The sequence below is a fragment of the Streptomyces sp. NPDC039736 genome, from assembly GCF_055596485.1.
In genome coordinates this window covers 214,165-239,694 of record NZ_JBVIUQ010000001.1, presented here as the reverse complement: position 1 = coordinate 239,694, position 25,530 = coordinate 214,165, and the positions used below count along the sequence as shown (strand labels likewise).

Here is a 25,530-nt window from a genome sequence, read left to right as displayed (position 1 = left end):
CTCACTCTTCTTTTCCGCCGATGTTGTCATCCGGTTCCAGGACGTCGCGCTGGCCGGTGAGACGGGCCTCGTCGAGGGCGGTGATCTCGGGGTGGTGCAGGTCGAAGGCGGGGGATTCGGAGCGGATCCTGGGCAGCGTGGTGAAGTTGTGGCGCGGGGGCGGGCAGGAGGTGGCCCATTCCAGGGAGCGGCCGTATCCCCAGGGGTCGTCGACTTCGATGCGCTTGCCGTACTTGGCCGTCTTCCACACGTTGTAGAGGAACGGCAGGGTGGACAGGCCGAGCAGGAAGGAGCCGATGGTGGAGAGCGTGTTGAGGGCGGTGAAACCGTCGGCCGCGAGGTAGTCGGCGTAGCGGCGCGGCATCCCTTCGGCACCGAGCCAGTGCTGGACCAGGAAGGTCAGGTGGAAGCCGATGAAGAGCGTCCAGAAGTGAATTTTGCCGAGCCGTTCGTCGAGCATGGTGCCGGTCATCTTGGGCCACCAGAAGTGGAAGCCGGCGAACATCGCAAAGACGATCGTGCCGAACAGCACGTAGTGGAAATGCGCCACCACGAAGTAGGAGTCGGTGACGTGGAAGTCCAGCGGCGGTGAGCCGAGGATGACGCCGGTCAGCCCGCCGAACAGGAAGGTCACCAGGAACCCGACCGCCCACAGCATGGGGGTCTCGAAGCTGATGGAACCCTTCCACATGGTGCCGATCCAGTTGAAGAACTTCACTCCGGTCGGCACCGCGATCAGGTACGTCATGAAGGAGAAGAACGGCAGCAGAACTCCTCCGGTGGCGAACATGTGATGGGCCCACACCGTCACCGAAAGCCCGGTGATCGCGATGGTGGCGCCCACCAGTCCCACGTATCCGAAGATGGGTTTACGGGAGAACACCGGCAGGATCTCGGTGACCACGCCGAAGAACGGCAGCGCCAGGATGTAGACCTCAGGGTGCCCGAAGAACCAGAAGAGGTGCTGCCAGAGCAGGCTTCCGCCGTTCTCCGGAGCGAAGACGTGCGAGCCGAAACGGCGGTCGGACTCAAGGACGAGCAGGGCGGCGGCCAGCACCGGGAAAGCCAGCAGGACGAGCACCGAGGTGAGCAGCACGTTCCAGGTGAAGATCGGCATCCGGAACATCGTCATCCCGGGGGCGCGCATGCAGATGATGGTGGTGATGAAGTTGACGGCGCCCAGGATGGTGCCGAATCCCGACAGGGCCAGCCCCATGATCCACATGTCGGCGCCGATGCTGGGCGAGCGCTCCTCCCTGCTGAGCGGGGTGTAGGCGGTCCAGCCGAAGTCGGCGGTTCCGTTACTGGTGAGCATCCCGCCCACGACGATCAGGCCGCCGAACAGGAACAGCCAGTACGAGAACATGTTCAGCCGCGGAAAAGCCACATCGGGCGAACCGATCTGCAGCGGCATGATCGCGTTGGCGAACCCGGCGAACGTGGGGGTGGCGAACAGCAGCAGCATCACCGTGCCGTGCATGGTGAACGACTGGTTGTACTGCTCGTTGGAGAGGAATTGGATTCCCGGCCGGGCGAGTTCGGCCCGCATCAGGAGGGCCAGCACCCCGCCGAAGAGAAAGAACGTGAAGGAGGTGATCAGGTACAGGTGGCCGATCTTCTTGTGATCGGTCGTGGTGAGCCAGCTGATCACCACCGCGCCCGGACCGCGGCCCTTCACCGGAACGGGGGCGGCATTCTCGGTCTCAGTCTGCGAGGTCATGCGTATTCCCAGCACGAGTACGAACGAGGCCGCAGCAGGGTACCCCTGCCTTGCGAAGACAAACGCCGCTCTGAAGGAACGTCACCGGCTTGGCCCCATGCGTGTTTTCGTGACGAATTGCGTCGGCGCGGCACCCCGGGCCGCCGGTCGGCCCTTCCTGCGTCCCGCGGACCGCTCCATTGCGTGGTATTCGGGTGACTGGCGTCGGATTTCGCACGGGCGGGCGAAAGCGAGCAGGCGAAATACGGGTTGCTGGCGCCTTGTGGACATGGGTTCCGGCTGCAGGGGTACTTCGTCCGCCCGTCGACTCCGAGGAGATGTGTCGTGACGTTCAATCCGCTCGAACAGCGGGGAATCCCGCTGGAAAAACAGCTGCGCAACTGGCGTGAGCTGGATGTGAAGCCGATCGACCCCGACCACTGTGACCCCTACACCCGCTGCCGCATCATCACGATGAACGGCATCGAGGTCGAGGCGATCATGTTCAGCCATCAGCTCGCCCGGCACACCAAGGACCCGGAGGTGAAACGCCTCCTGGCCCGCACCCGGTACATCGAGGCGCAGCAGCAGAAGGTGGTGAACTGGTTATTACCGGGGGTGTCCTCGGTGCTGGAGACGACGATCGCCTACGAGCAGGTGGCGGTGGACCTGACGGCGTGGGTGGCTCGGATGGAGCCGGACCCGTACCTGAAGCAGGCGTACCAGTTCGGCGTGCTGGAGGACTTCGACCACCTGTACCGGTACGCGAATCTGTACGAGATGATCGAGCACCGCAAGGCGGAGTCGATCGTCGACGGGCTGACCGAGGTGATGCCGGGCCGCCCCACCCGGTTCCACCACCGCAACCCGGTGGACAACGTGCGCGACCCGTACGCCATGGACGACACGAGTCCGCTCTCCAAGCTGCACGCGCTGACGATCCTGTCGGCGGAGCAGCAGACGATGAACTTCTACATGAACACCGGCCCCACCTACATGGAGCCGATCGCCCGCCGGCTCTACCAGGAGATCGGGCTCATCGAGGAGGAGCACGTCACGCACTACGAGTCCCTGGTGGACCCGGGCGAGACGTGGTGGGAGCAGCTGGTCAACCACGAGTACAACGAGTGCTACCTCTACCACTCCTTCATGGAGCAGGAGAGCGACCCCAGGGTGAAGGCGGTCTGGGAACTGCACCTGAACATGGAGCTGGAGCACCTGCACATCGCCTGCGACCTGATGCGCCGGCACGACGGCCGCGACCCGGAGTCGGTGCTGGCCCCCGAGCTGCCGAACGTGCTCACCTTCGAGCCGAACAAGGCGTACCTGCGTGAGCTGCTGGACACGCAGATGGACCTCACCACGCTCGGCGCGGGGTACGTGCGCGAGGCGCACGAGAGGTTCGAGCAGATGCAGGAGCAGATCCACGGCGGCGAGGCGCCTCCCAGCGACCGGGTCATGGAGGAACACGACGCCATGTTCGGCCGGGAGTACCGGGTGCAGACCGAGGGCGAGCACCCCGACCCCGCGCAGCGCGAGAAGGGGGCCACCGAGGCATGAGCGACCTCCGGACCCCCCAAGCCGGTGACGACCGTGCTCCCGACACCGATGTCGTGTCCCTGCTGATGCGTCAGCACGGTGACATCCGCAACCTCTTCGACGAGGTCGAAGCCACCAAGGGCGACGAGCGCCGTGACGCGTTCCGCCGGCTGGTGCGCCTGCTGGCGGTGCACGAGACGGCCGAGGAGGAGGTCGTCCACCCCTTCGCCCGCCGCGGTCTCCCCGGCGGCAGGCAGGTCGTGGCGGACCGGCTCGCCGAGGAGAAGGCCGCCAAGGAGTCCCTCGCCGCGCTCGACGGCCTCGACACGGACGACCCCACGTTCATGCCCCGGTTGCTGAAGCTGCGCGCGGACGTCCAGGCACACGCCCGGGCCGAGGAACGCTACGAGTTCGCGCACATCCGCCGCAGCACCGACATCACCGAACTCGCGCGTATGGCCAAAGCGGTCAAGGCCGCCGAAGCCATGGCCCCCACCCGTCCGCACCCCGGCGTCGAGTCGGCGGCGGCCAACATGGCACTGGGCCCCGTCGCGGCGCTGATGGACCGCACCAAGGACGCCGTCCGCAAAGCCATGGGCAAGGACGGATGACCTCGTCACGCGGCGGCCCGGCACGCGCATGCCGGGCCGCCGCGTGGCTGTGTGGCGCACCCCGGTCCCGGAGCCCGCTTTCCCGAGGCGGTGCCGCGCTTCTCCGGAATCCGCATCGTGCGGAATCCTCCTCCCGACGGGCGGTTCCCACGGGTGGTTCCGGAAAACAGACCGCGGCATGCGCATCACGGCATCGCGCCGGAATTTCCCGCCTCAGGGCTGGGGACAACCGTGTCGACGCGCGAATCTCTTCCTCGGCAGCGTCCTCAAAAAGTGGTCATGTCGACACTCGCGGATCAGGTGGTTATGGTTGCGTAAAGGGAACATAAATGGGCACGCGGTATTCCTGCTCCGCAAAAGCGGGGCGGTGACCTGTATTCGTCGAGGGGAAGTGCTGTCCCATGGCTGCTGCACACACTCCGGTGACCTCCGCCAAAAGCCCGGTGCAGACGGCCGCACTGCTGGTGGGTGTCCTCTTCCTGCTGGTAGGCGTCCTTGGATTCATTCCCGGTGTCACGAGCGACTACGACACGATGAAGTTCGCCGAGCACCACTCCGAAGCGAAACTGCTCGGTGTCTTCCAGGTGTCGATCCTGCACAACATCGTGCACCTGCTGTTCGGGATCGCTGGAGTCGCCATGTCCCGCGCCGCCTCCACCGCCCGCACCTATCTCCTGGCCGGTGGAGCCGTCTACCTCGTGCTCTGGCTCTACGGGCTGTTCATCGACCACGACAGCGCCGCGAACTTCGTACCGGTCAACACCGCCGACAACTGGCTCCACTTCGTGCTGGGCATCGGCATGATCGCCCTGGGCGCTCTGCTGACCCGCACCACCCGCACCACCCACACCCGCCGCACAGGCTGAACAGGGCCTGCCGTCGCACGGCCCGGTCCGCCGACCGGCGGCCGGCAGGAAGGGCACACCGCCGACGCAAGGCTCCAGGCAGGCGAGGACCGCCGCCTGGAGCCTTGCGCGTGTGGGGCTCGACGCCTTCGTCGGCGCGCGTGCCGGACCTGACAGATCGACGGACCTGATGTGTGGACGGAATCGCTGGACGGCCGCGTGCCCGGTGCCGCTGTGCCGCCCGCCTGATCTGTTCCCTGCGTCTTCCGGTGGCGCCGGTCCCCGCGCCCGGCGCACCGCGCGGGCCTCAGCGGTGCCGCTGCCCGTGCCCCCGCGCGGTCACGCCCGCAGCCACCAGGCCCGCCGCGAGCGCCACCGCTCCGGCCCTGCGCACGGCGGTGCGCCTGCGGCCGTGCCAGCCGCCGTCCGTCGTGGCCCGGCCGTCCGAGGGGCGGGGCACGTTGCCGTCGGTGGGGGCGGCCGAGCGGGTACGGGAAAGGTGCGCGCGGTCCATCTGGTGGGCCAGCGCCCGCTCCACGAGGGCCGGGGTGAGCTTCGACTGGATGCCGAGCACACGTCCGGCCGGCCCGACGTACGCCTCCCTGCGCGGTCGCACCGTCAGCCGCACCACCGTCCTGGCTGCGCGCTGCGCGGTGTAGACGGGTGCCATCGGGGTGACCGCCCGGCCGGTGTAGTTCGCCGCGTGCTGGAAGAACGGGGTGTCCATGGTCGCCGGCAGCACGGTGCAGACGTGGATGCCGTCCTGCCCCGCCAGGCGCAGTTCCTGGCGCAGGCTGCCGCCCAGCGCACGCACCGCCGCCTTGGACACGACGTAGGCGGCGTTGTACGGGACCACGGCGGCGCCGACGACCGAGGAGACGTTGACGACGGTGCCGCTGCGCTGTCCGCGCATCACGCGCAGAGCGGCACGGGCGCCGTTCACACATCCCAGCACGTTGACGTCCACCACCTGGCGGAAGATCTCCGGGGGCACCTCCTCCAGGGCGCCGAAGGCGGCCACCGCCGCACTGTTCAGCCAGACGTCGATCCGGCCGAACTCGGCCACGGCTCCGTCCGCGAGCTTCTCCACCGCGTCCACGTCCGTCATGTCGGTGGGGGCCACGAGGACGCCGACGCCGTACTCCCTGCGGCACTCCTCGGCGAGTTCCTCCAGCACGTGAGCGCGGCGGGCGGCGAGCACCAGGGCGCATCCACGGGCGGCGAACGCCTGCGCGCAGGCGCGGCCGACGCCGCTCGACGCACCGGTGATCACGACGACTTTGTCCAGATCGGCAGCCATGGGACCGAGTTCCTTCCATCGACGGGGCGGTGACTCGTCGGTCCGCCCTCCCGGCAGGCCGACGGGTGTGAGTACCCCCGTCGGCTCTGCGGCACACCTGCACCGGCCGGCGCGGGACGAAAACGGAAAGGGGGTGTGAAAAGGCCGCAGGCGGTCACTCGGCACCTGCGCGACGATCGGAAGCAGGCACCCGTCCGTCGTCGGGCGTGCGCCTGGTCGTCGGAGTCGTCGGACGGGCACACGCCCCCTGTCACCCGGATGTCAGGGGACCGGCCCCGTCTTTCAGGAGGAACCATGGCTGTACGGCACCAGCTCGTCCGCCGCCCGCTCCACGCGCCGTGGAAGGTGGCGGCGGACGAGTCCCGGCACTGCGAGCGGGTGGCGGGCACGCACTCCGCCTCCGCCGACGAGAGGGGCCGGCCCGGGGCGGGCGCCACGCCGCACTCCACCGTCGAGCCGGGGCCCGAGGAGTCCGGGGGCCATGCCGGCGTACGACGTCACGATCCGCCCCGCGTCCTCGCCGGAGGCGTGGAGCGGCCGCTGGGCGGTGCCCGCGCCGCTCTCGGCGTCCGGCCCCGGGGCAAGCACACGAACGGAGTACTCGCCGATGCCTGACGCCGTGGTGATCGGCAGTGGGCCCAACGGGCTCGTCGCCGCCAATCTGCTGGCCGACGCCGGGTGGCAGGTGACCGTGCTGGAGGCGCAGGACGAGCCGGGCGGGGCGGTGCGCAGTGACCGCGCCGTGCATCCGGAGTACGTCAGCGACACCTTCAGCGCCTTCTACCCGCTGGCGGCGGCCTCCCCGGTCATCGCCGGGCTCGGCCTGGAGAAGTACGGGCTGCGGTGGAGCAACGCCCCGCACGTCCTCGCGCACCCCCTGCCGGACGGCCGCTGCGCGGTGCTCGACCGCGACCGGGAGGTGACCGCCGCCAACCTGGAGGGGTTCGCCCCCGGTGACGGGCAGACGTGGCGGGAGCTGTGCGCGGGCTGGGACCGGCTGGGCGGGCCGGTGCTGGACGCCCTGTTCACGCCCTTCCCGCCGGTACGGTCCGCTGTCGCGCTCGCCGCTCGCGTGCGGGGCGCCGGAGGTCTGCGGCTCGTACGGGAGCTCCTGCTTCCGGTGCGCCGGCTGGGCGAGGAGAAGTTCGCCGGGGAGGGCGGCAGGCTGCTGCTGGCGGGGAACGCGCTGCACGCGGACCTGGCTCCGGAGGCGGCGGGCAGCGGCGGGTTCGGCTGGCTGATGTCGATGCTGGGCCAGAGCCAGGGCTTTCCGGTGCCGGTCGGGGGCGCGGGAGTGCTCACCGAGGCCCTCGTGGCGCGGCTGCGCGACCGCGGGGGCAGCGTGCACTGCGGGCGGCGGGTCACCGAGGTGGTGGTGCGCGGAGGCCGGGCCCTGGGAGTGCGCACCGCCGACGGGGAATCCGTGCGCGCCAAGGACGCCGTCCTGGCCGACGTCACCGCGCCGCAGTTGTACGGCGAGCTGCTCGCCCCCGAGCACCTGCCGTCCCGGGTCCACGAGGACCTGCGGCGCTTCGCGTGGGACTTCGCGACGTTCAAGGTGGACTGGGCGCTGAACGGAACCGTTCCGTGGACCGCGCCCGAGGCCGCCGGGGCGGGGACCGTGCACCTTGCCGACGGAGTCGACGCGCTCACCCGGTTCGCCGCGCAACTGGCCACCGGGCAGGCCCCCGACCGGCCCTTCCTCCTCTTCGGGCAGATGACCACCGCCGACCCCACCCGCTCCCCCGCCGGGACGGAGTCCGCGTGGGCGTACACCCACGTCCCGCACGAGATCCGCGGCGACGCGGGCGACGGGGGCCTGACCGGCCGCTGGGACAAGGGCGAGCAGGAGATGATGGCCGACCGGATGGAGGAACAGGTCGAGCGGTACGCCCCCGGCTTCCGCAGCCGCATCCGCGCCCGCCGCATCCTCGCGCCGCCCACCCTCCAGGCGGCCGACGCCAACCTGTACGGCGGGGCCATCAACGGCGGTACCGCGGCTCTGCACCAGCAGCTCGTCTTTCGTCCCGTCCCCGGCACCGGCCGCCCCGAGACCCCGGTCCGCGGCCTCTACCTCGCCTCCGCGTCCGCCCACCCCGGCGGCGGCGTCCACGGCGCTCCGGGAGCCAACGCGGCCCGTGCCGCCGTGCGCGCCCGGGGCGTGCTGAACACCGCGGCCGTCACGGCGCAACGCGTGTTGGCCCGGCGGCGATGACGCGGCGCCTCCCCCGCCTCCTGCACGGCGACGAGCCGGCAGGGGGCCGGGCGGCGGAGCGCCGGGCCGGTGAGGACGAGACCGGTGAGGACGAGATCCGGGACGGCTAGCTCCCGCCCGGCACGCCTCCGGCGGAATCGCGCAGGGCCAGGTGCATACGGTCCAGGCGTCCGCGGGTCCGCCGGAGTTCCCGGAGTTCGATCGCGAAGAGGGCGAGGGCGAGAGCCGCCACGGCCAGCGTGACCAGCGGGCCGTAGTACAGGTACGCCAGCACGCAGAACCCGACGCAGACAAGGGCGTAAGCGGGCAGGACGCGGTAGCGGCGGTGCAGACGGGCACTCCTGCGGACCGTCAGAGCGCGCATCGCCTCGCGGTCCTGCGCGGCGTCGGGGACCCGGCCCCGTTGCAACTGGCCCACCAGTACGTCCAGTTGGGCGGGCGACACTCCGGCGGACCGGCTGTCCGCACGGGACGCGCGCTGCGTGCCCGCCACCGCGAAGCTCCCGGAGAGCGCCCCCATGATCCCGACCCGGAGCCAGTCGGGCCGCAGATCGACCGCGGTGAGCACGAACAGGGTGACCGCCCAGATGAGGGCCAACGGCACCCAGGGGTGCTTCTTCAGCCAGTCGAGACCGCGGTGCGCGGAGGAGGTGGAGGTGTCCGGCATCCTAGGACCTGCCCGTGTTCCGGAGCCCGGCGGTGCCCGTGGCGGACGCCCCCGGCACGGCGACGTATCCCCGCGGACGGCCGCCCCGTCGCTTCGTGACTCTGCGCATCCCGGTTCCCCCTGGGTTCCTCACACGGTGGAGACTCTGCGGGTACCCGCTGACCGGCGCCCCATGAGGAGCGGGCAGGCGGGACACGTCCGCGTGGCCCAGGTGCCCCCCAGCGGCAACGACCGCGGCGGCAGGGCTTCTTCGCTGGTCAAGCGGCTGTCGTGACCGTCCGTCGGCGCGCACTCGTCGGCGGCAATACGCCCGAAACCACCCGGAGACGGTCATCGAGCTTGCGTTCGAGGGTGGTTCGCATGGTGGGATGCTGCGATGCGACCCCCCACACGCATGACCGCTCACCCCGACCGTCCCCATGACCGCACCACCACCGGCCTCCCCCGCAACCCCTACGAGGAGCTGGCCCGCCTCGCTCCTCCCGAGCCGGATTACGCGGCCCACGAGCCCGACGAGCGCCTGCTCGGCCTCGGTCTGCCGTCGGACGACGACGAGGACGACGACCCGTGGAAGCCGCCCAACCACCGGGGCCGCAGCCGCTTCGGCGCGATACCCGTGGTGTTCAAGGTGGCGGTCGCGCTGGTGGTGGTGTGCGCGTTCCTGCTGCTCGGCGACCGGTTCGCGGTGATGTACGCCCAGGACAGGGCCGAGGAGAAGCTGAAGGAAGCGATGCACCTGGCGTCGGCGCCGGAGGTGAACATCCACGGCTTCCCCTTCCTCACCCAGGTCTTCGACAAGCGCCTGGAGAAGGTGGACGTCGCGGTCCCCGACGTGGCCGCCGACCGGGTGTCGATCGCCCAGGTGCGCGCCACCGCGCACGACATCGACATCGTGGGCTCGCTGCCCTCCGCCGTCCAGGGTGCGGTCATCGGCAGCGTGGACGGCGACGTCCTGCTGTCCTTCGACGACCTCAACCGTGAACTCGGCTCGTCCCAGGCCAGGTTCAGGAAGGACGGCGAGAACCGCATCAAGGTCAGCGGCGAGCTCCCGGTCGCCGGGACCAAGGTCCTGCTCGGCGCGGAGGCGCACATCCAGCGCGACGGCGACCGGGCGGTGTCGACCACCATCAGCGACATGCGGGTCGACATTCCGGGCCTGCTCACCTACCGCCCGGGCAAGGACCGCGCCACCTCGGGGCTGCGGCTGCACCCGCAGGCCGCGGCACGGCTCGCCAAGGAGGGCGCGAAGATCAAGTCGCTGCTCGCGGTGCCCGCCGTGGTGCACCGGCTGGGCGTGCCGCAGGAGTGGGTCAGCAAGGCACTGCGCAGCGAGGAGGAGCTGCACCGGCTGACCGGTTCGCCCACCTTCGTACGGCAGTTGATGAAGCTGAACCTGGTGGACCTGGTGGTCGACCACCCGTGGCTGCTGAAGAAGGTGGGGATCGACCCGAAGACGATCTCCTCGCTGCTGGCGATGCGCCCGCCGGAGCTGTCGGAGAAGCTGTCGCTGTCGTTCCGGCTGCCGAAGACGCCGGGCGAGCTGCGGCTGCGGGACATCAAGGTCGAGCCGGAGGGCATCCGGGCGGACCTGAACGGGACGGGGCTGACGTTCGGGGACGTGGCGGTCAAGTAGCCGACCCCGTACGGGGCCGGGCGCGCACGGCGTCCGGCCCCGCGTGCGTTCCTGGCGCACCCGGAGCCTGCCCCGGCAGGGGCCCTCGCAGCCCACAGCCCACTCCGGGTGCGGCAGGCACCGGCACCCCGCGGCGACCGCCGGCGCTCGCAGCACCGCAGCACCGCAGCACCGCAGCACGCAGTGCAATTTCACATATCACTCCTTGACCTCCGCACCCCGCGCCGGAGACGATCTCCCCATGCCCCTGGACCCCCTGAGCGACCCCTTCCTCACCCTCTCCGCCCGCACCGGACGCTTCTCCTACGGCGCCCCGCGCGCCGCCTCCTTCGCCGAAGGAGGCGGGCGGCTCTTCTTCCTGCGTTCCGCCGGACCCACCGATCCGTACGACGACCTCTGGGTCCTGGACACCGCCACCGGCGAGGAACGGCAGCTCACCGACTGCCGCGCACTCGCCCCCAAGGGAGGCGAACCCCCGCTCGTGGAGCGGCAGTTGCGGGAACGCGTCCGTCTCGTCGCGGCCGGGATCGGCTCGTACGCCCTCTCCGGTGACGGCCGCTTCGCCGTCTTCGCCCTGTACGGCCGCCTGTTCCGCGTCGCCACCTCGCCGGACGGCACGCCGCAGCCGCAGGAAATCCCCGCCCCCGGACCGGTCTTCGACCCGCGCCCCAATGCCGACGGCTCGCGGATCGCGTACGTCAGCGAGGACCGGCTGTACGTCATGGACTGCGACCGGGGCGTCACCGCGCAGGTCTCCCCCGAGGACGGCGCCCGCTGGGGCGTCGCGGAGTTCGCGGCGGCCGAGGAACTGGGCCGCTCGCGCGGGCACTGGTGGGCGCCGGACGGCCGGACCCTGCTGGCCGCCCGGGTGGACGAGTCGGCGCTGCCCCGGCACGACTACGGCGGCGGGTTCGCCTATCCGCAGGCCGGCGGCCCGAACGCGGACGTGCGGCTGTGGGTGCTGGGCGAGGGCGGCCACGTACGTCTGGAGTGGGACACGGCGGCGCATCCGTACGTCACGGACGCCGCCTGGGAGTCGGACACCGAGATCCGGTTCGCGGTGCAGGACCGGCTCCAGCGCGAGCTGCTGTGGCTGGCGGCGGACCCGGCGTCGGGGATCACCCGGGTGCTGTCCCGGACGGCGCACGCCCTGTGGGTCGAGCAAGTCCCCGGCACACCAGCCCAGTTGGCGGACGGCCAGATTCTGTCATCGGGTGAGACCGTGGACGGCGCTACGCAGACGCTGCTGGTGGACGGGCGGCCTTTCACCGCGCCCGAACTCAACGTGCGGTCCTTCGCAGGAGAGTTCGAGGGGTCGCTCGTGGTCGAGGCGGCCTTCGACGAGCCGGCCGACCAGCACGTGGTGCTGGTGGACCCGGCGAGTGGCACGGCGCGTCCGCTGACCGAGGGGCCGGGGGTGCATGCCGCCGTGGCCTCGGCCGGGGCGCTGCTGATCGTGTCCGCCGTGCCGGGTGCGCAGGTGCGGCGCACCGTGCGCGTCCCGGGCGGGCGGGAGCGGGAGCTGCGCAGCCTCGCCGAGCCGCTGCCGTACGCGGTCGCGCCGCGCTTCGCCCGCGTCATCGAGCACCGTCTTCCGGCCCAGGTGGTGCTGCCGCGCGGACACGCCGCCGGGGAGCGGCTGCCCGTGCTCCTGGACGTGTACGGCGGTCCGGGCGCGCAGGCGGTGACCAGCGACCCGCGGGCGCAACAGCACCGGCAGTGGTGGGCCGACCAGGGATTCGCCGTGGTGACGGTCGACAACCGGGGCACCGCGAACGTATCGCCCGCGTTCGCCCACGCCATGTACCGGGACTTCTCCCGCGTCACTCTGGACGACCAGGTCGCGGCCCTGCGCGAACTGGGTTCGCTGCACCCGGAGCTGGACCTGTCCCGCGTCGCGGTGCGCGGGTGGTCGTACGGCGGCTACCTGGCGGCGCTCGCGGTGCTGCGGCGGCCTGACGTGTTCCACGCGGCGGTGGCGGGGGCGCCGCCCACCGACTTCCGGGAGTACGACACGGCGTACACGGAACGCTATCTGGGCCTGCCCGAGGAGAACCCGGAGGTCTACGACGCGGACTCGTTGCGCGGTGACGCCGCCGGGTTGAGCCGCCCCCTGCTGCTGGTGCACGGACTCGCCGACGACAACGTGCACCCGACGCACACTTTCCGGCTCTCGGAGGCGCTGACCGAGGCAGGCCGGCAGCACGAGCTGCTGACGCTCCCCGGTGTCTCGCACATGACGCCGGGCGGAGTGCGGGAGCAGTTGATGGCGCACGACCTCGGTTTCCTGAAGCGGGTGCTGTAGGGCGGGCAGGAAGCCCCGGGGCCGTGGAGGTCCCGGGGCTTCCTCAGCCCGTCGCCCGTGCAAGGGGCGGGGCGGGGGGTGCTAGCGGCGCAGCGGGCCCTCGCAGACGTAGTCGGCGCTGCCGGCCTGGCCGTTGCTCCAGATGTCGACCTTGCCGAAGGAGCAGTTCATGTCGGCGAAGTTGTTCGCGGCGGGCTCGGAGCGGTCGAGGAGGTAGTAGTCGACGGTCTCGGAGACGTCCTTGAAGACCTTGCCGGGGTCGGTGGACTGGGAGAGGTTGGCGGTGATGCGGCCGGTGCAGGTGAACCGGCCGAGTTCCTTGCCGCCGTCGTCCTTGCAGGAGGCCGGGTCCAGGTACGTGGCGGCCTTGAAGGCGACCTTCACGTCGGCGGCGGAGGCGAACTTCAGCGTGGCCGGGGGCGTGTACTGGGTGTTGGGCACGAAGAGCCGGTCGACGACGGCGATCTGCTGGTCGAGGAAGGCGTCGTAGCCGCGCTGGAGTGCGGCGTCGGCGCCCTGCCGCTTGCGCCAGGCGTCGAAGGCGGCGACGTCGTTGGCGCGCAGGTGCCTGTACATCTCCTGGAGCCTGCCGGGGTGGTCGCGCCACAGGTACTCGAAGAAGGTTCCGGCGTACGAGTAGAAGCGGAAGCCGTCGCCGTCGTAGGTGGCGTGCAGGAGCTGCTGGACCGTCATCCGCGGCCCGCCGCCCGCCGTGTCGCTGATGATGCTCTTGACCAGGGACTTGCGGACCGCGATGCCGTCGTCGCGGGTGGCGCCGTCGAAGAACTCGCCGGTGCCCTCGTCCATCGCGGTGGTGCGGTCGCCCTGGTACCAGGGGCCCTCGCCGAAGGAACCGTGCACGGCGAAGCGGCCGTTGAGGTAGTGGACGTATTCGTGCCGGAAGAGCTCCTCGAGGGTGAGTGAGGAGTCCTGCGGGACGCGCCGCTGGTAGGTGTAGAAGGTGGCGCCGCGCTCGATGTAGACGCCGCCGTTGTCGGTGTCCATGCCGGTGAGCAGCGGGTGGTAGTTCTCGTAGTCGGCCCGCGAGCCGTACAGGACGATGTTGAGGGTGGTGTTGGTGTCGCCCGCGAGCGGCTCCGTGCTGCCGACCACCCGGTGGAACTGCGCCTTGACCTGCTTGGACGCGTAGTAGAGCTGGTTGACGGTGGCGCGGTCGAGGCCGGTGCGGACCTTGATGGCGCCGTTGTCGTAGACGTAGGTGTACGGGAAGATCTTCTTCTCGATGTCGTCCTTGCAGACCCCGTACGGTGCGCACGCGTCGTACGCGTTCAGCCAGGAGGCGATCTTGGCCCAGGGCTGGCTGCCCTCGCCGAAGTTCTGCGCGACGGTGGTCAGGAGGGTGCCGAGGTCGGCGGTGATCTGGTCCTTGAGCCCGTCGATCTGGCCGAAGCGGCCGTACTCGCTGAGCGCGTCGCGCACCACCCACTCGTTGGGCGTGCCCTTGAGGTGGGTGTAGCCGGCGAACTTCTTGAACGACTCGCGGTAGGCGGCGTTCTGCTTGACCACGGTGTGGAAGGCGGTGTCCCGGTTGCCGGGGTAGACGCCGAGGTAGTTCGTGGAGAGCGCGGCGAGCGCGGCGCCGCCCCAGGCGGGGTCCGCGTACTGGGTGTTGTGGTACGGGTCCATGGTCGCCAGCACCTTGCGGATCAGGCCCAGTTGGGACTGGCGCAGGCCGGGCCCCGCGGCGTAGAGCGCTTCGCGCAGGGTGTTGGCGTTGGTCTTCGTGACGTCGAAGGTGCGGGCCGCGGTGCCGAAGTCGTTGATGGCGCGGCGCACGGTCTCCACCGTGGGGATGTCGGTGGTGTCGATCTCGTCGCGCGAGAAGTCGTGGTAGGCCACCGCGTGCAGGTACGTGAACATCTCGTACAGGTGGGTGGAGTTCTTGCCGTCGTGACCGGCGGCGAGGCTCGATATGCGGCGGGCGACGGCCTGCACGTGGGCGTCGGACATGACGGGGGCGAGCCGGGCGTCCCAGGTCCAGATGAGGTCGCGCAGGCAGCCGTCGGCGGTGACGGCCGGGTCCGCGAGGAAGTCCGCGAACTGTTCGGGGCCGAGGCCCGTGACGCCGTCGAGGGTGCAGGGGACGCCCGCCGCTCTCAGGGATCTCTGCGCGGCGGACCGCTCGGCGGCCGGCCGGGCCGGGGTCTGCGCGCCGGGGGTGCGGCCCTCCCTGGTGACGGCGCGGGGTGCGGGGACGGCGTTCTTCGGCTTCGGCGCCGTGGCGAGGCGTTCGACCTCGTCGAAGGGGTTGGCACCCGGCTCGGCCGCACGGGGCTGCGGCTGGCGGGCGGCGTCCGAGGAGGCGTTCGGCGCGGGCGGCGGGGGCGCGGCCTGGGCGGACTGGACGACCGGGAGGACGAGGGCGGCGGAGAGAGTCGCGGCCAGCAGGGTCCTGCGCGGCATACGCGGGTGTGACACCTGGATCTCCGGATCTGTGTGGGGAGTTGAGGGGGCGGTCCGGACGGTCGCCGTGGGCTTCCGTCGGCTTCCGCACCCCGAGGTGTGACCCGTAACATAGTAATGTGAAATTGCACTGACAAGGCTTCGGTCGACTCTCCTGCCCCTGGAGGCGAAAAACGTGACCTTGCTCCCCGAGCGGACCGCCCAACTCCGCACCGTCAGCCACGATTTGCCCGTCTCGCCCGCGCTGGACGCGTACATGGGAGAGCGGTGGGCGCCTTCGCCGCTGCCCCCGGAGACGCGAGTACCGGGCTTCGAGCACTTCGCGGGGCGAAGGGCACGGCTGGCCGCGCTCTTCCCCGGGGAACAACTGGTGTTCCCGGCAGGCGAGTTGCAGGTCCGATCCAACGACTGCGACTACCGCTTCCGCCCGTACAGCGCGTACGTGTGGCTGACCGGGCTGACGACCGAGGACCAGCCCGGCCACGCCCTGGTGATCCAGCCGGACGGGGAGGCGGTGCTGTACGTACGGCCGCGCTCGCCGCGTGCGGACGGGCGGGGCGAGTTCTACCGCGACCGCAGGTACGGGGAGTTCTGGGTGGGGCGGCGACCCGACCTGGACGAGGCGGAGCACCTGACGGGCGTCCGGTGCGCGCACCTGGACGGCCTGAAGGCCGGCCCGCGAGCGCGGGTCGCGGGCGTCGACCCCGAACTGACGTCCGTGCTGGCCGAGTTGCGGCTCGTCAAGGACGCCTGGGAGGTGGGCGAGATCCAGCGGGCGGTCGACCACACGGTGGCCGGCTTCGAGGACGTCGTACGGTCACTGCCGACGGCCCTGGCGCACCCGCGCGGCGAGCGGTGGATCGAGGGCGTCTTCAACCTGCGGGCCCGCGCGGACGGCAACGGGACCGGGTACGACACCATCGCCGCGTCCGGCGCGCACGCCTGCGTCCTGCACTGGATACGCAACGACGGCGCCCTGAACCGGGACGAACTGCTGCTGCTGGACGCGGGGGTGGAGGTCGACAGCCTCTACACCTCCGACATCACGCGCACGTTCCCCCTGTCCGGGCGCTTCTCACCGGTGCAGCGGCAGGTGTACGAGCTGGTGCTGGCCGCGCAGAACGCGGGGATCGCGGCGCTGAAGCCGGGGGCGGGCTTCCGGGACTTCCACCGGGCGTGCTCGCGGGTGCTGGCGGAGGGGCTGCACGAGTGGGGCGTGCTGCGGGTCCCGCCGGAGGAGTCGCTGCGGGCCGACAGCGGGCTGCACCGGAGGTACTCGCTGTGTAGTTCGGGGCACATGCTGGGACTCGACGTGCACGACTGCGCGCATGCGAGGGCCACGCGGTACCTGGACGGGGTCCTGGAGGAGGGACAGGTCCTCACGGTGGAGCCCGGGCTCTACCTCCAGCCGGACGACGAGACGTTGCCGGTGGAGCTGAGGGGGGTCGGCGTGCGGATCGAGGACGATGTGGTCATCACGGCGGAGGGGGCGCGGGTGATGTCGTCGGCTCTGCCGCGGGAGCCGGACGCGGTGGAGGAATGGATGTCCTCGCTCCTGCCCTGACGCTTCCTTGTTCGGGGGGGGGAACGGGGGCGCCCCCTTTTCCCCCACCCCCTCTTCTCCCGGTGGGCGCAGCCCCCCCCACCCCGTCGGCTAGCGCTCCCCGAGTGGGGACGGGGCCTCCTGGACGACCCACCCGTTCCCGTCCGGGTCGCGGAAGTAGGCCCAGGAGTTCCACGTCTCCCCCTTCCCCTCCTCCCATCCCCTCTCCCCGTAGTGCATCACCGGGCTGATGTCCACGCCCCGCCCCGCCAGCTCCTCCCGCCCCGCCTCCACATCCGCCACGCACAACTGCATCCCCTGGAGCGAACCGGGCTCCGCCTCCGTCGCCCACTCCGCCGGCGGCGCCATTCCCTCCGTCAGGACGATCGAACACCGCGACCCCGCCGGTGTGAGCTGCACGACCCGTGCCGTCTCACTGAACTTCATGTCGAGGTCGACCTTGAATCCGCACCTGTCGGCGTAGAAGTCCTTCGCCCGGTCGACGTCCGTCACCGGAACCATGACCACTTCGAGGGTCCACTCCACGGGAATCTCCTCCGCTGCGCGGGCCGCCGCCCGCCACGGACGGGGCGGCGTACCAGGATGGACCTCCCATCCTGGTACGCCGCCCCTCCCCCCGCCACCAGAACCGCGCTAGCGCACCCCGAGCTTCCGCGCCGCCGGCTGCCTCGGCTCCACGGGTTCGTCCCTGGCCTGCGCCCACAGCGACCGCACGTGCCCCAGGTGCCTCGCCATGCACGCCTCCGCGGCCTCGGCGTCGCCGGTCAGCATCAGGTCCAGCAGCTCCACGTGCTCCTCGGCCGAGGGCAGCAGTTCATTGCGCTCGTCGAGCCGGGTCAGGCCGTACAGACGCGACCGCTTCCGCAGGTCCCCCACTGTCTCCACCAGCCTCTCGTTCCCCGCGAGCCCCAGAAGCGTCAGGTGGAAGCGCCGGTCGGCCTCCAGGTAGCCGATCAGGTCGTGCTTGCGGGCCGAGGCCACGATCTCCTCGGCGACCGGACGCAGCGCCTCCAGTTCCTCCCGGGCGGCGGTCCTGGTGACCTTGCCGACCACCGGCACCTCGATCAGCGCGCGGATCTCGGTGTACTGGTCGAGGTCGCGCTCGCTCACCTCGGTGATCCGGAAGCCCTTGTTGCGCACGGGCTCCACCAGCCCCTCGCGCGCCAGGTCGAGCATGGCCTCGCGCACCGGCGTTGCGGAGACGCCGAAGTCGGCGGCGAGACCCGGCGCCGAGTACACGGAGCCCGGCCGCAGTTCGCCCGCTATCAGGGCTGCGCGCAGGGCGTTCGCCACCTGGTCGCGGAGTCGTTCCTGTGCGGTGATCAGGTGGCGCTGCTGCTTGAGTTCACCCATGGCGGTCCTCCGTGTTGCTGCGGACCGCCAGCGTACAATGTCACGTTGCGCGGTCGGCGGTCCGGTCGACGGGGTGCGCCGGGTGGTGGGAGTCGGCGCACGAGTGGCCGAGGGCGCCCGTCACAGGAGGAACCCGCCGGGGAACGGGTCCGTCGGGTCGAGGAAGTACTGCGCGGTGCCGGTGATCCAGGCCCGTCCGGTGACGGTGGGCACGACCGCGGGCAGGCCGCCGACGGTGGCCGTTCCGATGAGGCGGCCGGTGAACTCCGTACCGATGAAGGACTCGTTGACGAAGTCGCGGCCGACCGGGAGTTCGCCGCGGGCGTGGAGCTGGGCCATGCGGGCGGAGGTGCCGGTGCCGCAGGGCGAGCGGTCGAACCAGCCCGGGTGGATGGCCATCGCGTGCCGGGAGCGGGTGGCGTCGGAGCCGGGGGCGGCGAAGTAGACGTGCTTGAGGCCGGCGATGCGGTCGTCCTCCGGATGGACGGGGCGGTGGTCCGCGTCGGCGTTGACGGCGTCCATCAGGGCGAGGCCCGCGGCGAGGATGTCGTCCTTGCGGGCCCGGTCGAAGGGGAGGCCGACCGCGTCGAGCTGGACGAAGGCGTAGAAGTTCCCGCCGTACGCCATGTCGTAGGTGACGGTGCCCAGTCGGGGGACCTCGATCTTGCGGTCGAGGGCGACGCAGAAGGCGGGGACGTTGGTGAGGGTGACGCCTTTCGCCGCCCCGTCCTCGACCTGGACGTCGACGGTGACGAGGCCCGCCGGGGTGTCGAGGCGGACCGTGGTGACGGGCTCCCGGACCTCGATCATGCCGGTCTCGACGAGGACGGTGGCCACGCCGATGGTGCCGTGGCCGCACATCGGGAGGTAGCCGGAGACCTCGATGAACAGGACGCCGAAGTCCGCGTCGGGGCGGGTCGGCGGCTGGAGGACGGCGCCGCTCATGGAGGCGTGGCCGCGCGGCTCGTACATCAGGAGCGTGCGGACGGCGTCGCGGTGCTCGGCGAAGTACAGCCGGCGCTCGGCCATGGTGGCGCCGGGGAGGGTGCCGACGCCGCCGGTGATGACGCGGGTGGGCATGCCCTCGGTGTGGGAGTCGACGGCGTGGAAGACGTGGCGGGTGCGCAACTGGGCCTCCTGGTCGGCGTGTTGTGGGACGCGGGCTCAGCGGTGGCCGTCGGCGAGGAGCTTCTCGGTGACGGAGCGCACGACCGACGCCTGCTCCTCGGGGAGCGCGAAGCGCGGCGGGCGGGTGGGGCCGCCGCGCTCGCCCGCGAGGTCCATGGAGAGCTTGATGGACTGGACGAACTCGGTCTTGGAGTCGAGCCGCAGCAGTGGGTGCAGGGCGCGGTAGAGGGGCAGCGCGGTCTCCAGGTCCTGGGCGACGGCGGCCCGGTAGAGGGCGACGGAGGCGTCGGGGAGGGCGTTGGGGTAGCCGGCGATCCAGCCGACGGCGCCGGCCAGGGCGAGTTCCAGCAGCACGTCGTCCGCACCGACCAACAGGTCCAGTTCGGGGGCTAGTTCGGCTGTCTCGTAGGCACGGCGCACGTCGCCGCTGAACTCCTTGACGGCGACGATGCTGCCGTCGGCGTGCAGGTCGGCCAGGAGCTGCGGGGTCAGGTCGACCTTGGTGTCGTACGGGTTGTTGTACGCGACGACGGGCACGCCCGCGCGGGCGACCTCGGCGTAGTGGGCGCGTACGGCGCTCTCCTCGGCGCGGAAGGCGTTGGGCGGCAGGAGGAGGACGGAGCCGCAGCCCAGTCCGGCGGCCTGCTCGGCCCAGCGCAGGGCTTCGGCGCTGCCGTACGCGGCGACGCCGGGCATGACGCGGTCGCCGCCCGCGACCTCGACGGCGGTCTTGACGACGCGGGCGCGCTCCTCGTCGGTGAGGGTCTGGTACTCGCCGAGGGAGCCGTTGGGCACCACGCCGTCGCAGCCGGCCGCCAGGAGGCGGGCGACCTGGGCGGCGTAGGTGTCGTAGTCGACGGTGAGGTCGTCGTGGAAGGGGAGGGTGGTGGCGACCATGATGCCGCGCCAGGGGCGGCGGGCCTCAGCGGTCTCGTTCGTGTCGCTCATGCGGGGTCTCCCTAGTGCGAGGTGTGACATTTTATTGAGATGCGGATGGATCCGGCAAGAGGGCCCGGGCGCGAACTGGCCCGCGACGATGCCGCGTTGCCCCGGTCAGCCTTCCGCCAGTCGTTCCAGCGTGACGGGGCAGGCGAGCGGGCGGCGCGGGGCGGCGCCGCCCGCGCCGCCCGTCAGGCAGTCGACGGCGGGGCCGCACATCCGGCCCTGGCACCAGCCCATTCCGGCGCGGGTGAGGAGTTTGACGGTACGGGCGTCCCGTGCCCCGAGTTCCCCGACGGCCTCCCGCACCTCGCCCGCGGTGACTTCCTCGCAGCGGCAGACGTCGGTGTCGTCGCCGAGCCAGGCGGTCCAGCCGGGGCGGGGGGCGTGCGCCACGGCCATGGCGTCGGCGAAGCGGCGCAGCCGGTCGCGGCGCCGGGCGCGGGACTCCCGTCCGGGTCCCTGCCTGCCGGCGATGTCGAGGGCGGCCAACTCACCTTCCAAAATCGCCAGTTCGGCCCCGCCGACTCCTCCGGTCTCACCCGCCGTCCAGATGCCGGGGACGGTGGTGCGCTGCCGCTCGTCGACGACCAGGGCGTGGGTGCCGTCGGGCGTCAGGCGGGTGGCGCAGCCGATTCCGGTGGCGGGTTCGAGCTGCGGGACGAGGCCGTGCCCGACGGCGAGGGCGTCGCAGGCAATCTGCTTCCCGGTGCCGGGGACGGGCCGCCAGTCGCGGTCGAGGCGCATGACGGTGACGGCCTCGACGCGGTCCTTGCCGTGCACTTCGGTGACGGCGGCACGTGTGCGCACGGGGATGCGGTGCCGGAGGAGTCCGATGCCGTGCACCGCCCCTTCGGCGAGCTTGCCGGGGTTGGCGGCGAGGGCTCCGGGACGGCGGGCGTACCCGACGTAACCGCTCGCCTCGACGACCGCCGGCACCTCCGCCCCGGCGGCGGCGAGCGAACCGGCCACGGCGAGCAGCAGCGGCCCGCTCCCGGCGACGACGATCCGGCGTCCGGGCAGGACGAGCCCGGCCTTGAGCACGGCCTGCGCGCCACCGGCTCCGACGACGCCGGGCAGGGTCCAGCCGGGGAAGGGGAGCTGGCGTTCGTGGGCCCCGGTGGCGAGCAGGAGTTTGGCGGCCCGTACGGTACGGCGTTCCCCTGCCCCGTCGGGGCCGAGGGCGGTGTGCACCGACCACTCCCCCACCGCGCCGGTGACGGCCCAGACGTGGTGTTCGGCGAGGTGGGCGACGCGTCCTGCGGCGATGAGCGCCGCCAGCCGCCGTGCCCGGCCGGCGTACGCCTGCCAGGCGTGGTGCAGGGCCTGGGGGCGGCGGGCGTTCAGGCCGGGGGCGGGATGCCGGTAGAACTGGCCGCCGGTGCGGGCGGCGGAGTCCAGCAGGGCCACCCGCAGGCCGAGCCGCCCCGCGGCGACGGCGGCCGCCAGCCCGGCGGGGCCGGCCCCGACGACGGCGAGATCGTACGGGGTACCGGTGTACGGGGAGCTGTCGCGCGAAGCGCTGTCGTACGGGGCGCCGCTGTGCGGAGCACCGGCGGACGGGTCGTCGGCGCGCGGGGCGGCTGGGACGGCGTCGTCAGACGGCGAGGTCGGCACGTCCGGTTCCTTCCTGGGTGGTGACGGCGTCTCCCGGGCGGGCCGGGACGAGACAAGCGCGTTGGTTGGGGCGGGAGTTGACGGTGGCGAGGCAGTCGTAGCAGGAGCCGATTCCGCAGAAGGCCCCGCGGGGCCGCCCGTCGCGGCGGGTGGTGCGCCAGGACAGGATCCCGGCGGCCCAGAGGGCTGCGGCGACGCTCTGCCCGGGGAGGGCGGGAAGGGGGCGGCCGTCGAGGGTGATCTCGAAGGCGGGCCCGGGGGCCGCGTCGGCGAGGCCGAGAGGGGTGCGGTGCGTGCTGCGGGGGCGGTGGTCGCGGGTGGTCATGTCCAGCCTTTCGGTCGGCGGGGGACGGCGGGCGAAGCGCCGGGGGCGGGGCGGTGAGGGCGGGACGCGGTGGGTGCAGCGGGGCATCCGGAGCGGCGCGGACCCTGACCGCCGGCCGCCCACCCCCGCCGTCGCCCCACCCGCGACCGTCACCCCACACCCGCCGTCACTCCGCCCCCGCGTTCGCGCCCGCACCGGCCCCCGCTCCCACCCCGAACCTCTCCGGCCGGAAGGCCCGCGCCAGTTCCGGTGTCTCGCCCGCGAGCGCCCGCGCCACGAACAGCCCGGTCGCGGGCGCCAGCCCGACCCCCGCGCCCTCGTGCCCGCACGCCTGGAAGAGGCCGGGTACGCGCGCGTCCGCGCCGATCGCCGGGAGGTGGTCCGGCAGGTACGGCCGGAACCCGTGATACGTCCGCATCACCCGCACCCCCTTCAGCACCGGGAACAGCTCCCCCGCCTGCCGCGCCAGCCTGCGCAGCACTTCCACCGACAGCGAGCGGTCGAACCCGACCCGCTCCCGGCTCGCCCCGATGAGCACGGGACCGGCGGCGGTGCCCTCCACCACGGCCGAGGTCTGGAGCGCGGCGGACCCGCTGGCCACGTCGGCGACGTAGTCGGCCGCGTACACCTTGCGCCGTACGACACGTGGCAGCGGCTCGGTGACCAGGACGAAGCCCCGCCGGGGCAGCACCGGCAGCTCGGCCCCGGCGAGGGCGGCGATCCGGCCGCCCCAGGTCCCGGCGGCGTTGACGACGGCCGGGGCGAGGATCTCCCCGCGCGGGGTGCGCACACCGCGTACCGCACCGTCGGGGCCGCGCAGGACGGCCGTGACCTCCTCGCCCAGCCTGAGCTGTGCCCCGGAGGCCCTGAGCAGGTGGGCGGCGGCGAGCGCGGGCTGGACCTGGGCGTCCTGCGGGTAGTGCGCGCCACCGGCGAGGCCGGGGGCGAGATGGGGTTCGAGGTCGTGCAGGGAGCCGACGTCCTCGCAGGTCACACCGCTTTCGCGCTGGGCGGTGGCGAAGGTGCGCAGGGCGGCGAGCCCCGGTTGTGTGACGGCGACGACGAGGCCGCCCTTGGGCTCGTACTCGATCCGCCCGGGGAATTCCTCGGCCAGCTCGCGCCACAGTCTTGTGGACAGCAGCGCGAGGTCGAGTTCGGGTCCCGGCTCCTTGTCGGAGACGAGCAGGTTGCCCTCGCCCGCGCCGGTCGTGCCGCCCGCGACGGGGCCGCTGTCGACGACGACGACGCTCAGGCCGGAGCGGGCGGCGTAGAAGGCGCAGGCCGCGCCGACCACTCCGGCTCCGACGACGACAACATCAAAGGGGCGTCTCGTGAACACGTCAGTAATATGTCACACAACACCGAGGGTGCCAAGGGCCCTTGTGCCCCCTGGCGCCCGACTCCCCCTCAGACCGCGCGGGTTCCCTCGGCCCCCTCGGCGCCGGGCAGCACGGCGATGCCGTCCAGCTCCACGAGCGCTTGTGCGTCCCACAGCCGCACCGCGCCGATCACGGCCATGGCGGGATAGTCGCGTCCGGCCAACCGCCGCCAGACGCGCCCGAGTTCGGGGGCGTGCTCCCGGTAGTCGGCGACATCGGTGGCGTAGACGGTCACCCGGACCAGGTCGGCGGGGGCGCCCCCGGCGTCGGCGAGGGCGGTCAGCAGATTGGTGAGGGCCGTCTCGAACTGGTCGACCAGTGTCTCGCCGACCACCGTGCCCGCCCCGTCGAGGGCGGTCTGCCCGGCGAGGAACACCAGCCGGGAACCGGTGGCGGCGACGCTGACGGCGTGCGAGAAGCCGTGGGGCGGGGAGAGTTCGGCGGGGTTGTGTCGCCTGAGATGCCCGGCGGAGGGGCCGGAGGGGTGCGTCATGCGTACAGCTCCTTCGCGATGATGGTGCGCTGAACCTCGGTGGCGCCCTCGTAGATGCGGGGTGCGCGCACCTCCCGGTAGAGGTGTTCCAGCAGGTGGCCGCGCTGGAGGGCGCGCGCGCCGTGCAGTTGGACGGCGGCGTCCACGACGTACTGGGCGGTCTCGGTGGCGAAGAGTTTCGCCATGGCGGAACTCCTGGGCACGCCCGGTTCGTTCCTGTCGTACGCGGCGGCGGCCGCGTAGACGAGCAGCCGGGCGGCCTCGGTGCGGGTGGCCATCTCGGCGACCTGGTGGGCGACGGACTGGAGGTGCTTCAGGGGCCCGCCGAAGGCGGTGCGGGTGGCGGTGTGCGCGAGCGTGGCGTCGAGCGCGGCCTGCGCCATGCCGACCGCGAACGCGCCCACGCTGGGGCGGAAGAGGTTCAGGGTGTCCATGGCGACCCGGAATCCCTTGTCCGGCACGCCGATGACGTCCTCGGGCGTCACGTGCACGCGATCGAGGGCGAGCGCGCCGATGGGGTGCGGGGAGAGCATGTCGAGCGCGGTGCCGGTGAGTCCGGGGCGGTCGGCGGGCACCAGGAACGCGGTGATGCCGCGCGCGCCCGCACCCGGTGTCGTACGGGCGAAGACGGTGTAGAAGTCGGCGTGGGGGGCGTTGGAGATCCAGCACTTCTCGCCGGTCAGGAGCCAGCCGCCGCCCTTCCCCTCGGCACCGGCCGCCGGCTCGGCCCGCAGGTCCAGGGCCGCCGCGTCCGAGCCGGCGCCCGGCTCGCTCAGCGCGAATCCGGCGACGATGCGGCCCTCCCGCACCCCCGGCAGCCAGCGTTCGCGCTGTGCGTCGGTGCCCGCGCGGGCGACCGGGGAGGCGCCGAGCCCCTGGAGCGCGAGGGCCGTCTCCGCCTCCGTGCAGCCGTGGGCGAGGGACTCCCGCATGAGGCAGAGGTCGAGCGCGCCGGCGGAGAACAGTCGCTCCAGCAGGCCGAGTTCGCCGAGGGCGGCGATCAGCGGGCGGTTCAGGCGGCCCGGCTCGCCCTTCTCGGCGAGCGGGCGCAGGCGGTCCGTGGCGAGCGCGCGCAGTTCCTCGCACCACTCGTACTGCTGCGGTTCCAGGGCGAATCCGGGCATCTGCGGCCCCTCTCAGCTCGCGCACACCGCGTTTATCGCGGACCGTTGACTGTCGTCACGGTCACGATACGCTCGGGAGGGCCCGTACCACAGGCGACCGCCCGCACCCGTGCGCCACCGGCACGCTCACCCCGCACCGCGCCACCGGCATTCCGTCTCCCGCACTCCGCACCGTGCCACCGGCATTCCGCCACTCCGCCTCTCGCACCGCGCCACCGGCATTCCGCACCGAGCGCCTCGCACCCCGCCTCGTTCCACCCGGCGAAACACCGCCCCACCGCATCCGTACCACCGCACGGCAGGACCACCCACCCGTCAGACCGTCAGCCGCAACCCGGACTGCTCGCTGCAAGGGGGCCAACCCGTCATG

Annotated in this window: 21 protein-coding genes; 8 read left to right on the top strand and 13 right to left on the bottom strand. The window is 72.0% G+C overall.

The features are described from left to right. Position 1 precedes the first annotated feature (1 nt). A complete protein-coding gene (ctaD, locus tag ACZ56L_RS01010) occupies positions 2–1,720 on the bottom strand; it encodes an aa3-type cytochrome oxidase subunit I (RefSeq protein WP_471060156.1) in 1,719 nt (572 codons plus the stop codon). Between the two features lie 324 nt (positions 1,721–2,044). Between ctaD and ACZ56L_RS01005 the strand changes: the two genes are divergently transcribed. The 3 genes from ACZ56L_RS01005 to ACZ56L_RS00995 all read left to right on the top strand — a co-directional run bounded on the left by ACZ56L_RS01005 (position 2,045) and on the right by ACZ56L_RS00995 (position 4,715). Further along, complete coding sequence (locus ACZ56L_RS01005; protein ID WP_471060153.1) at positions 2,045–3,259, top strand: hypothetical protein; 1,215 nt, start codon at positions 2,045–2,047, stop codon at positions 3,257–3,259. Beyond that, on the top strand, positions 3,256–3,849 hold the full coding sequence (locus ACZ56L_RS01000; protein ID WP_471060150.1) for a hemerythrin domain-containing protein: 594 nt from the start codon (positions 3,256–3,258) through the stop codon (positions 3,847–3,849). The genes ACZ56L_RS01005 and ACZ56L_RS01000 overlap by 4 nt, the downstream gene beginning before the upstream one ends. A 401-nt stretch (positions 3,850–4,250) precedes the next feature. Next, positions 4,251–4,715 carry a DUF4383 domain-containing protein gene (locus ACZ56L_RS00995; RefSeq protein WP_401758327.1) on the top strand — a complete coding sequence of 155 codons (465 nt, stop codon included), beginning with the start codon at positions 4,251–4,253 and terminating at the stop codon, positions 4,713–4,715. Between the two features lie 286 nt (positions 4,716–5,001). Here the strand turns inward: ACZ56L_RS00995 and ACZ56L_RS00990 are convergent, their stop codons facing one another. Then, positions 5,002–5,994 (bottom strand): SDR family NAD(P)-dependent oxidoreductase, encoded by a 993-nt coding sequence (locus ACZ56L_RS00990; protein WP_471060146.1) that lies wholly within the window; start codon positions 5,992–5,994, stop codon positions 5,002–5,004. Positions 5,995–6,288: 294 nt separating this feature from the next. Between ACZ56L_RS00990 and ACZ56L_RS00985 the strand changes: the two genes are divergently transcribed. Together ACZ56L_RS00985 and ACZ56L_RS00980 are read left to right on the top strand one after the other, a co-directional pair. Beyond that, positions 6,289–6,609, top strand: a complete 321-nt coding sequence (locus tag ACZ56L_RS00985; RefSeq protein WP_471060143.1) for a hypothetical protein — start codon at positions 6,289–6,291, stop codon at positions 6,607–6,609. Then, positions 6,602–8,209: a phytoene desaturase family protein gene (locus ACZ56L_RS00980; protein WP_471060140.1), complete on the top strand. Its 1,608-nt coding sequence runs from the start codon at positions 6,602–6,604 to the stop codon at positions 8,207–8,209. The genes ACZ56L_RS00985 and ACZ56L_RS00980 overlap by 8 nt, the downstream gene beginning before the upstream one ends. Positions 8,210–8,315: 106 nt before the next feature. Here ACZ56L_RS00980 and ACZ56L_RS00975 read toward each other — a convergent pair whose 3' ends face one another. After that, positions 8,316–8,876, bottom strand: coding sequence for a hypothetical protein (locus ACZ56L_RS00975; protein WP_401758315.1), 561 nt, complete (start codon positions 8,874–8,876; stop codon positions 8,316–8,318). A gap of 394 nt (positions 8,877–9,270) precedes the next feature. Here ACZ56L_RS00975 and ACZ56L_RS00970 point away from each other — a divergent pair, with 394 nt between their 5' ends. Together ACZ56L_RS00970 and ACZ56L_RS00965 are read left to right on the top strand one after the other, a co-directional pair. Further along, a complete protein-coding gene (locus ACZ56L_RS00970; protein WP_471060137.1) occupies positions 9,271–10,509 on the top strand; it encodes an LmeA family phospholipid-binding protein in 1,239 nt (412 codons plus the stop codon). A 241-nt stretch (positions 10,510–10,750) separates the two neighbouring features. Next, positions 10,751–12,814: a S9 family peptidase gene (locus ACZ56L_RS00965; protein WP_471060134.1), complete on the top strand. Its 2,064-nt coding sequence runs from the start codon at positions 10,751–10,753 to the stop codon at positions 12,812–12,814. A gap of 81 nt (positions 12,815–12,895) precedes the next feature. Here the strand turns inward: ACZ56L_RS00965 and ACZ56L_RS00960 are convergent, their stop codons facing one another. Further along, positions 12,896–15,238, bottom strand: a complete 2,343-nt coding sequence (locus ACZ56L_RS00960) for a collagenase (RefSeq protein WP_471060131.1) — start codon at positions 15,236–15,238, stop codon at positions 12,896–12,898. A 181-nt stretch (positions 15,239–15,419) separates the two neighbouring features. Between ACZ56L_RS00960 and ACZ56L_RS00955 the strand changes: the two genes are divergently transcribed. After that, the gene (locus ACZ56L_RS00955) at positions 15,420–16,802 is read left to right on the top strand and encodes an aminopeptidase P family protein (protein WP_471061621.1); all 1,383 of its coding nucleotides are present in this window, start codon (positions 15,420–15,422) and stop codon (positions 16,800–16,802) included. 90 nt (positions 16,803–16,892) lie between these two features. On the opposite strand, the gene ACZ56L_RS00950 is transcribed toward ACZ56L_RS00955, so the two are convergent. The 9 genes from ACZ56L_RS00950 to ACZ56L_RS00910 form a co-directional block, all read right to left on the bottom strand. Continuing rightward, complete coding sequence (locus ACZ56L_RS00950) at positions 16,893–17,327, bottom strand: VOC family protein (RefSeq protein ID WP_345217569.1); 435 nt, start codon at positions 17,325–17,327, stop codon at positions 16,893–16,895. Between the two features lie 108 nt (positions 17,328–17,435). Then, a complete protein-coding gene (locus tag ACZ56L_RS00945; protein ID WP_345217567.1) occupies positions 17,436–18,155 on the bottom strand; it encodes a GntR family transcriptional regulator in 720 nt (239 codons plus the stop codon). Positions 18,156–18,275: 120 nt separating this feature from the next. Further along, a complete protein-coding gene (locus ACZ56L_RS00940) occupies positions 18,276–19,283 on the bottom strand; it encodes a proline racemase family protein (protein ID WP_471060127.1) in 1,008 nt (335 codons plus the stop codon). 36 nt (positions 19,284–19,319) lie between these two features. Then, positions 19,320–20,231 carry a dihydrodipicolinate synthase family protein gene (locus tag ACZ56L_RS00935; RefSeq protein WP_345217563.1) on the bottom strand — a complete coding sequence of 304 codons (912 nt, stop codon included), beginning with the start codon at positions 20,229–20,231 and terminating at the stop codon, positions 19,320–19,322. Positions 20,232–20,336: 105 nt separating this feature from the next. After that, the gene (locus ACZ56L_RS00930) at positions 20,337–21,839 is read right to left on the bottom strand and encodes an FAD/NAD(P)-dependent oxidoreductase (protein WP_471060122.1); all 1,503 of its coding nucleotides are present in this window, start codon (positions 21,837–21,839) and stop codon (positions 20,337–20,339) included. Then, positions 21,820–22,164, bottom strand: a complete 345-nt coding sequence (locus tag ACZ56L_RS00925) for a (2Fe-2S)-binding protein (RefSeq protein WP_345217559.1) — start codon at positions 22,162–22,164, stop codon at positions 21,820–21,822. The genes ACZ56L_RS00930 and ACZ56L_RS00925 overlap by 20 nt, the downstream gene beginning before the upstream one ends. 166 nt (positions 22,165–22,330) lie before the next feature. Further along, entirely contained in the window at positions 22,331–23,503 is a 1,173-nt protein-coding gene (locus ACZ56L_RS00920; protein WP_471060119.1) for an NAD(P)/FAD-dependent oxidoreductase, read from the bottom strand. 68 nt (positions 23,504–23,571) lie between these two features. Beyond that, positions 23,572–24,036, bottom strand: coding sequence for a RidA family protein (locus ACZ56L_RS00915; RefSeq protein WP_471060116.1), 465 nt, complete (start codon positions 24,034–24,036; stop codon positions 23,572–23,574). Continuing rightward, entirely contained in the window at positions 24,033–25,160 is a 1,128-nt protein-coding gene (locus ACZ56L_RS00910; protein WP_471060113.1) for an acyl-CoA dehydrogenase family protein, read from the bottom strand. Before ACZ56L_RS00910 ends, ACZ56L_RS00915 begins: the two co-directional genes overlap by 4 nt. Positions 25,161–25,530: the final 370 nt, after the last annotated feature.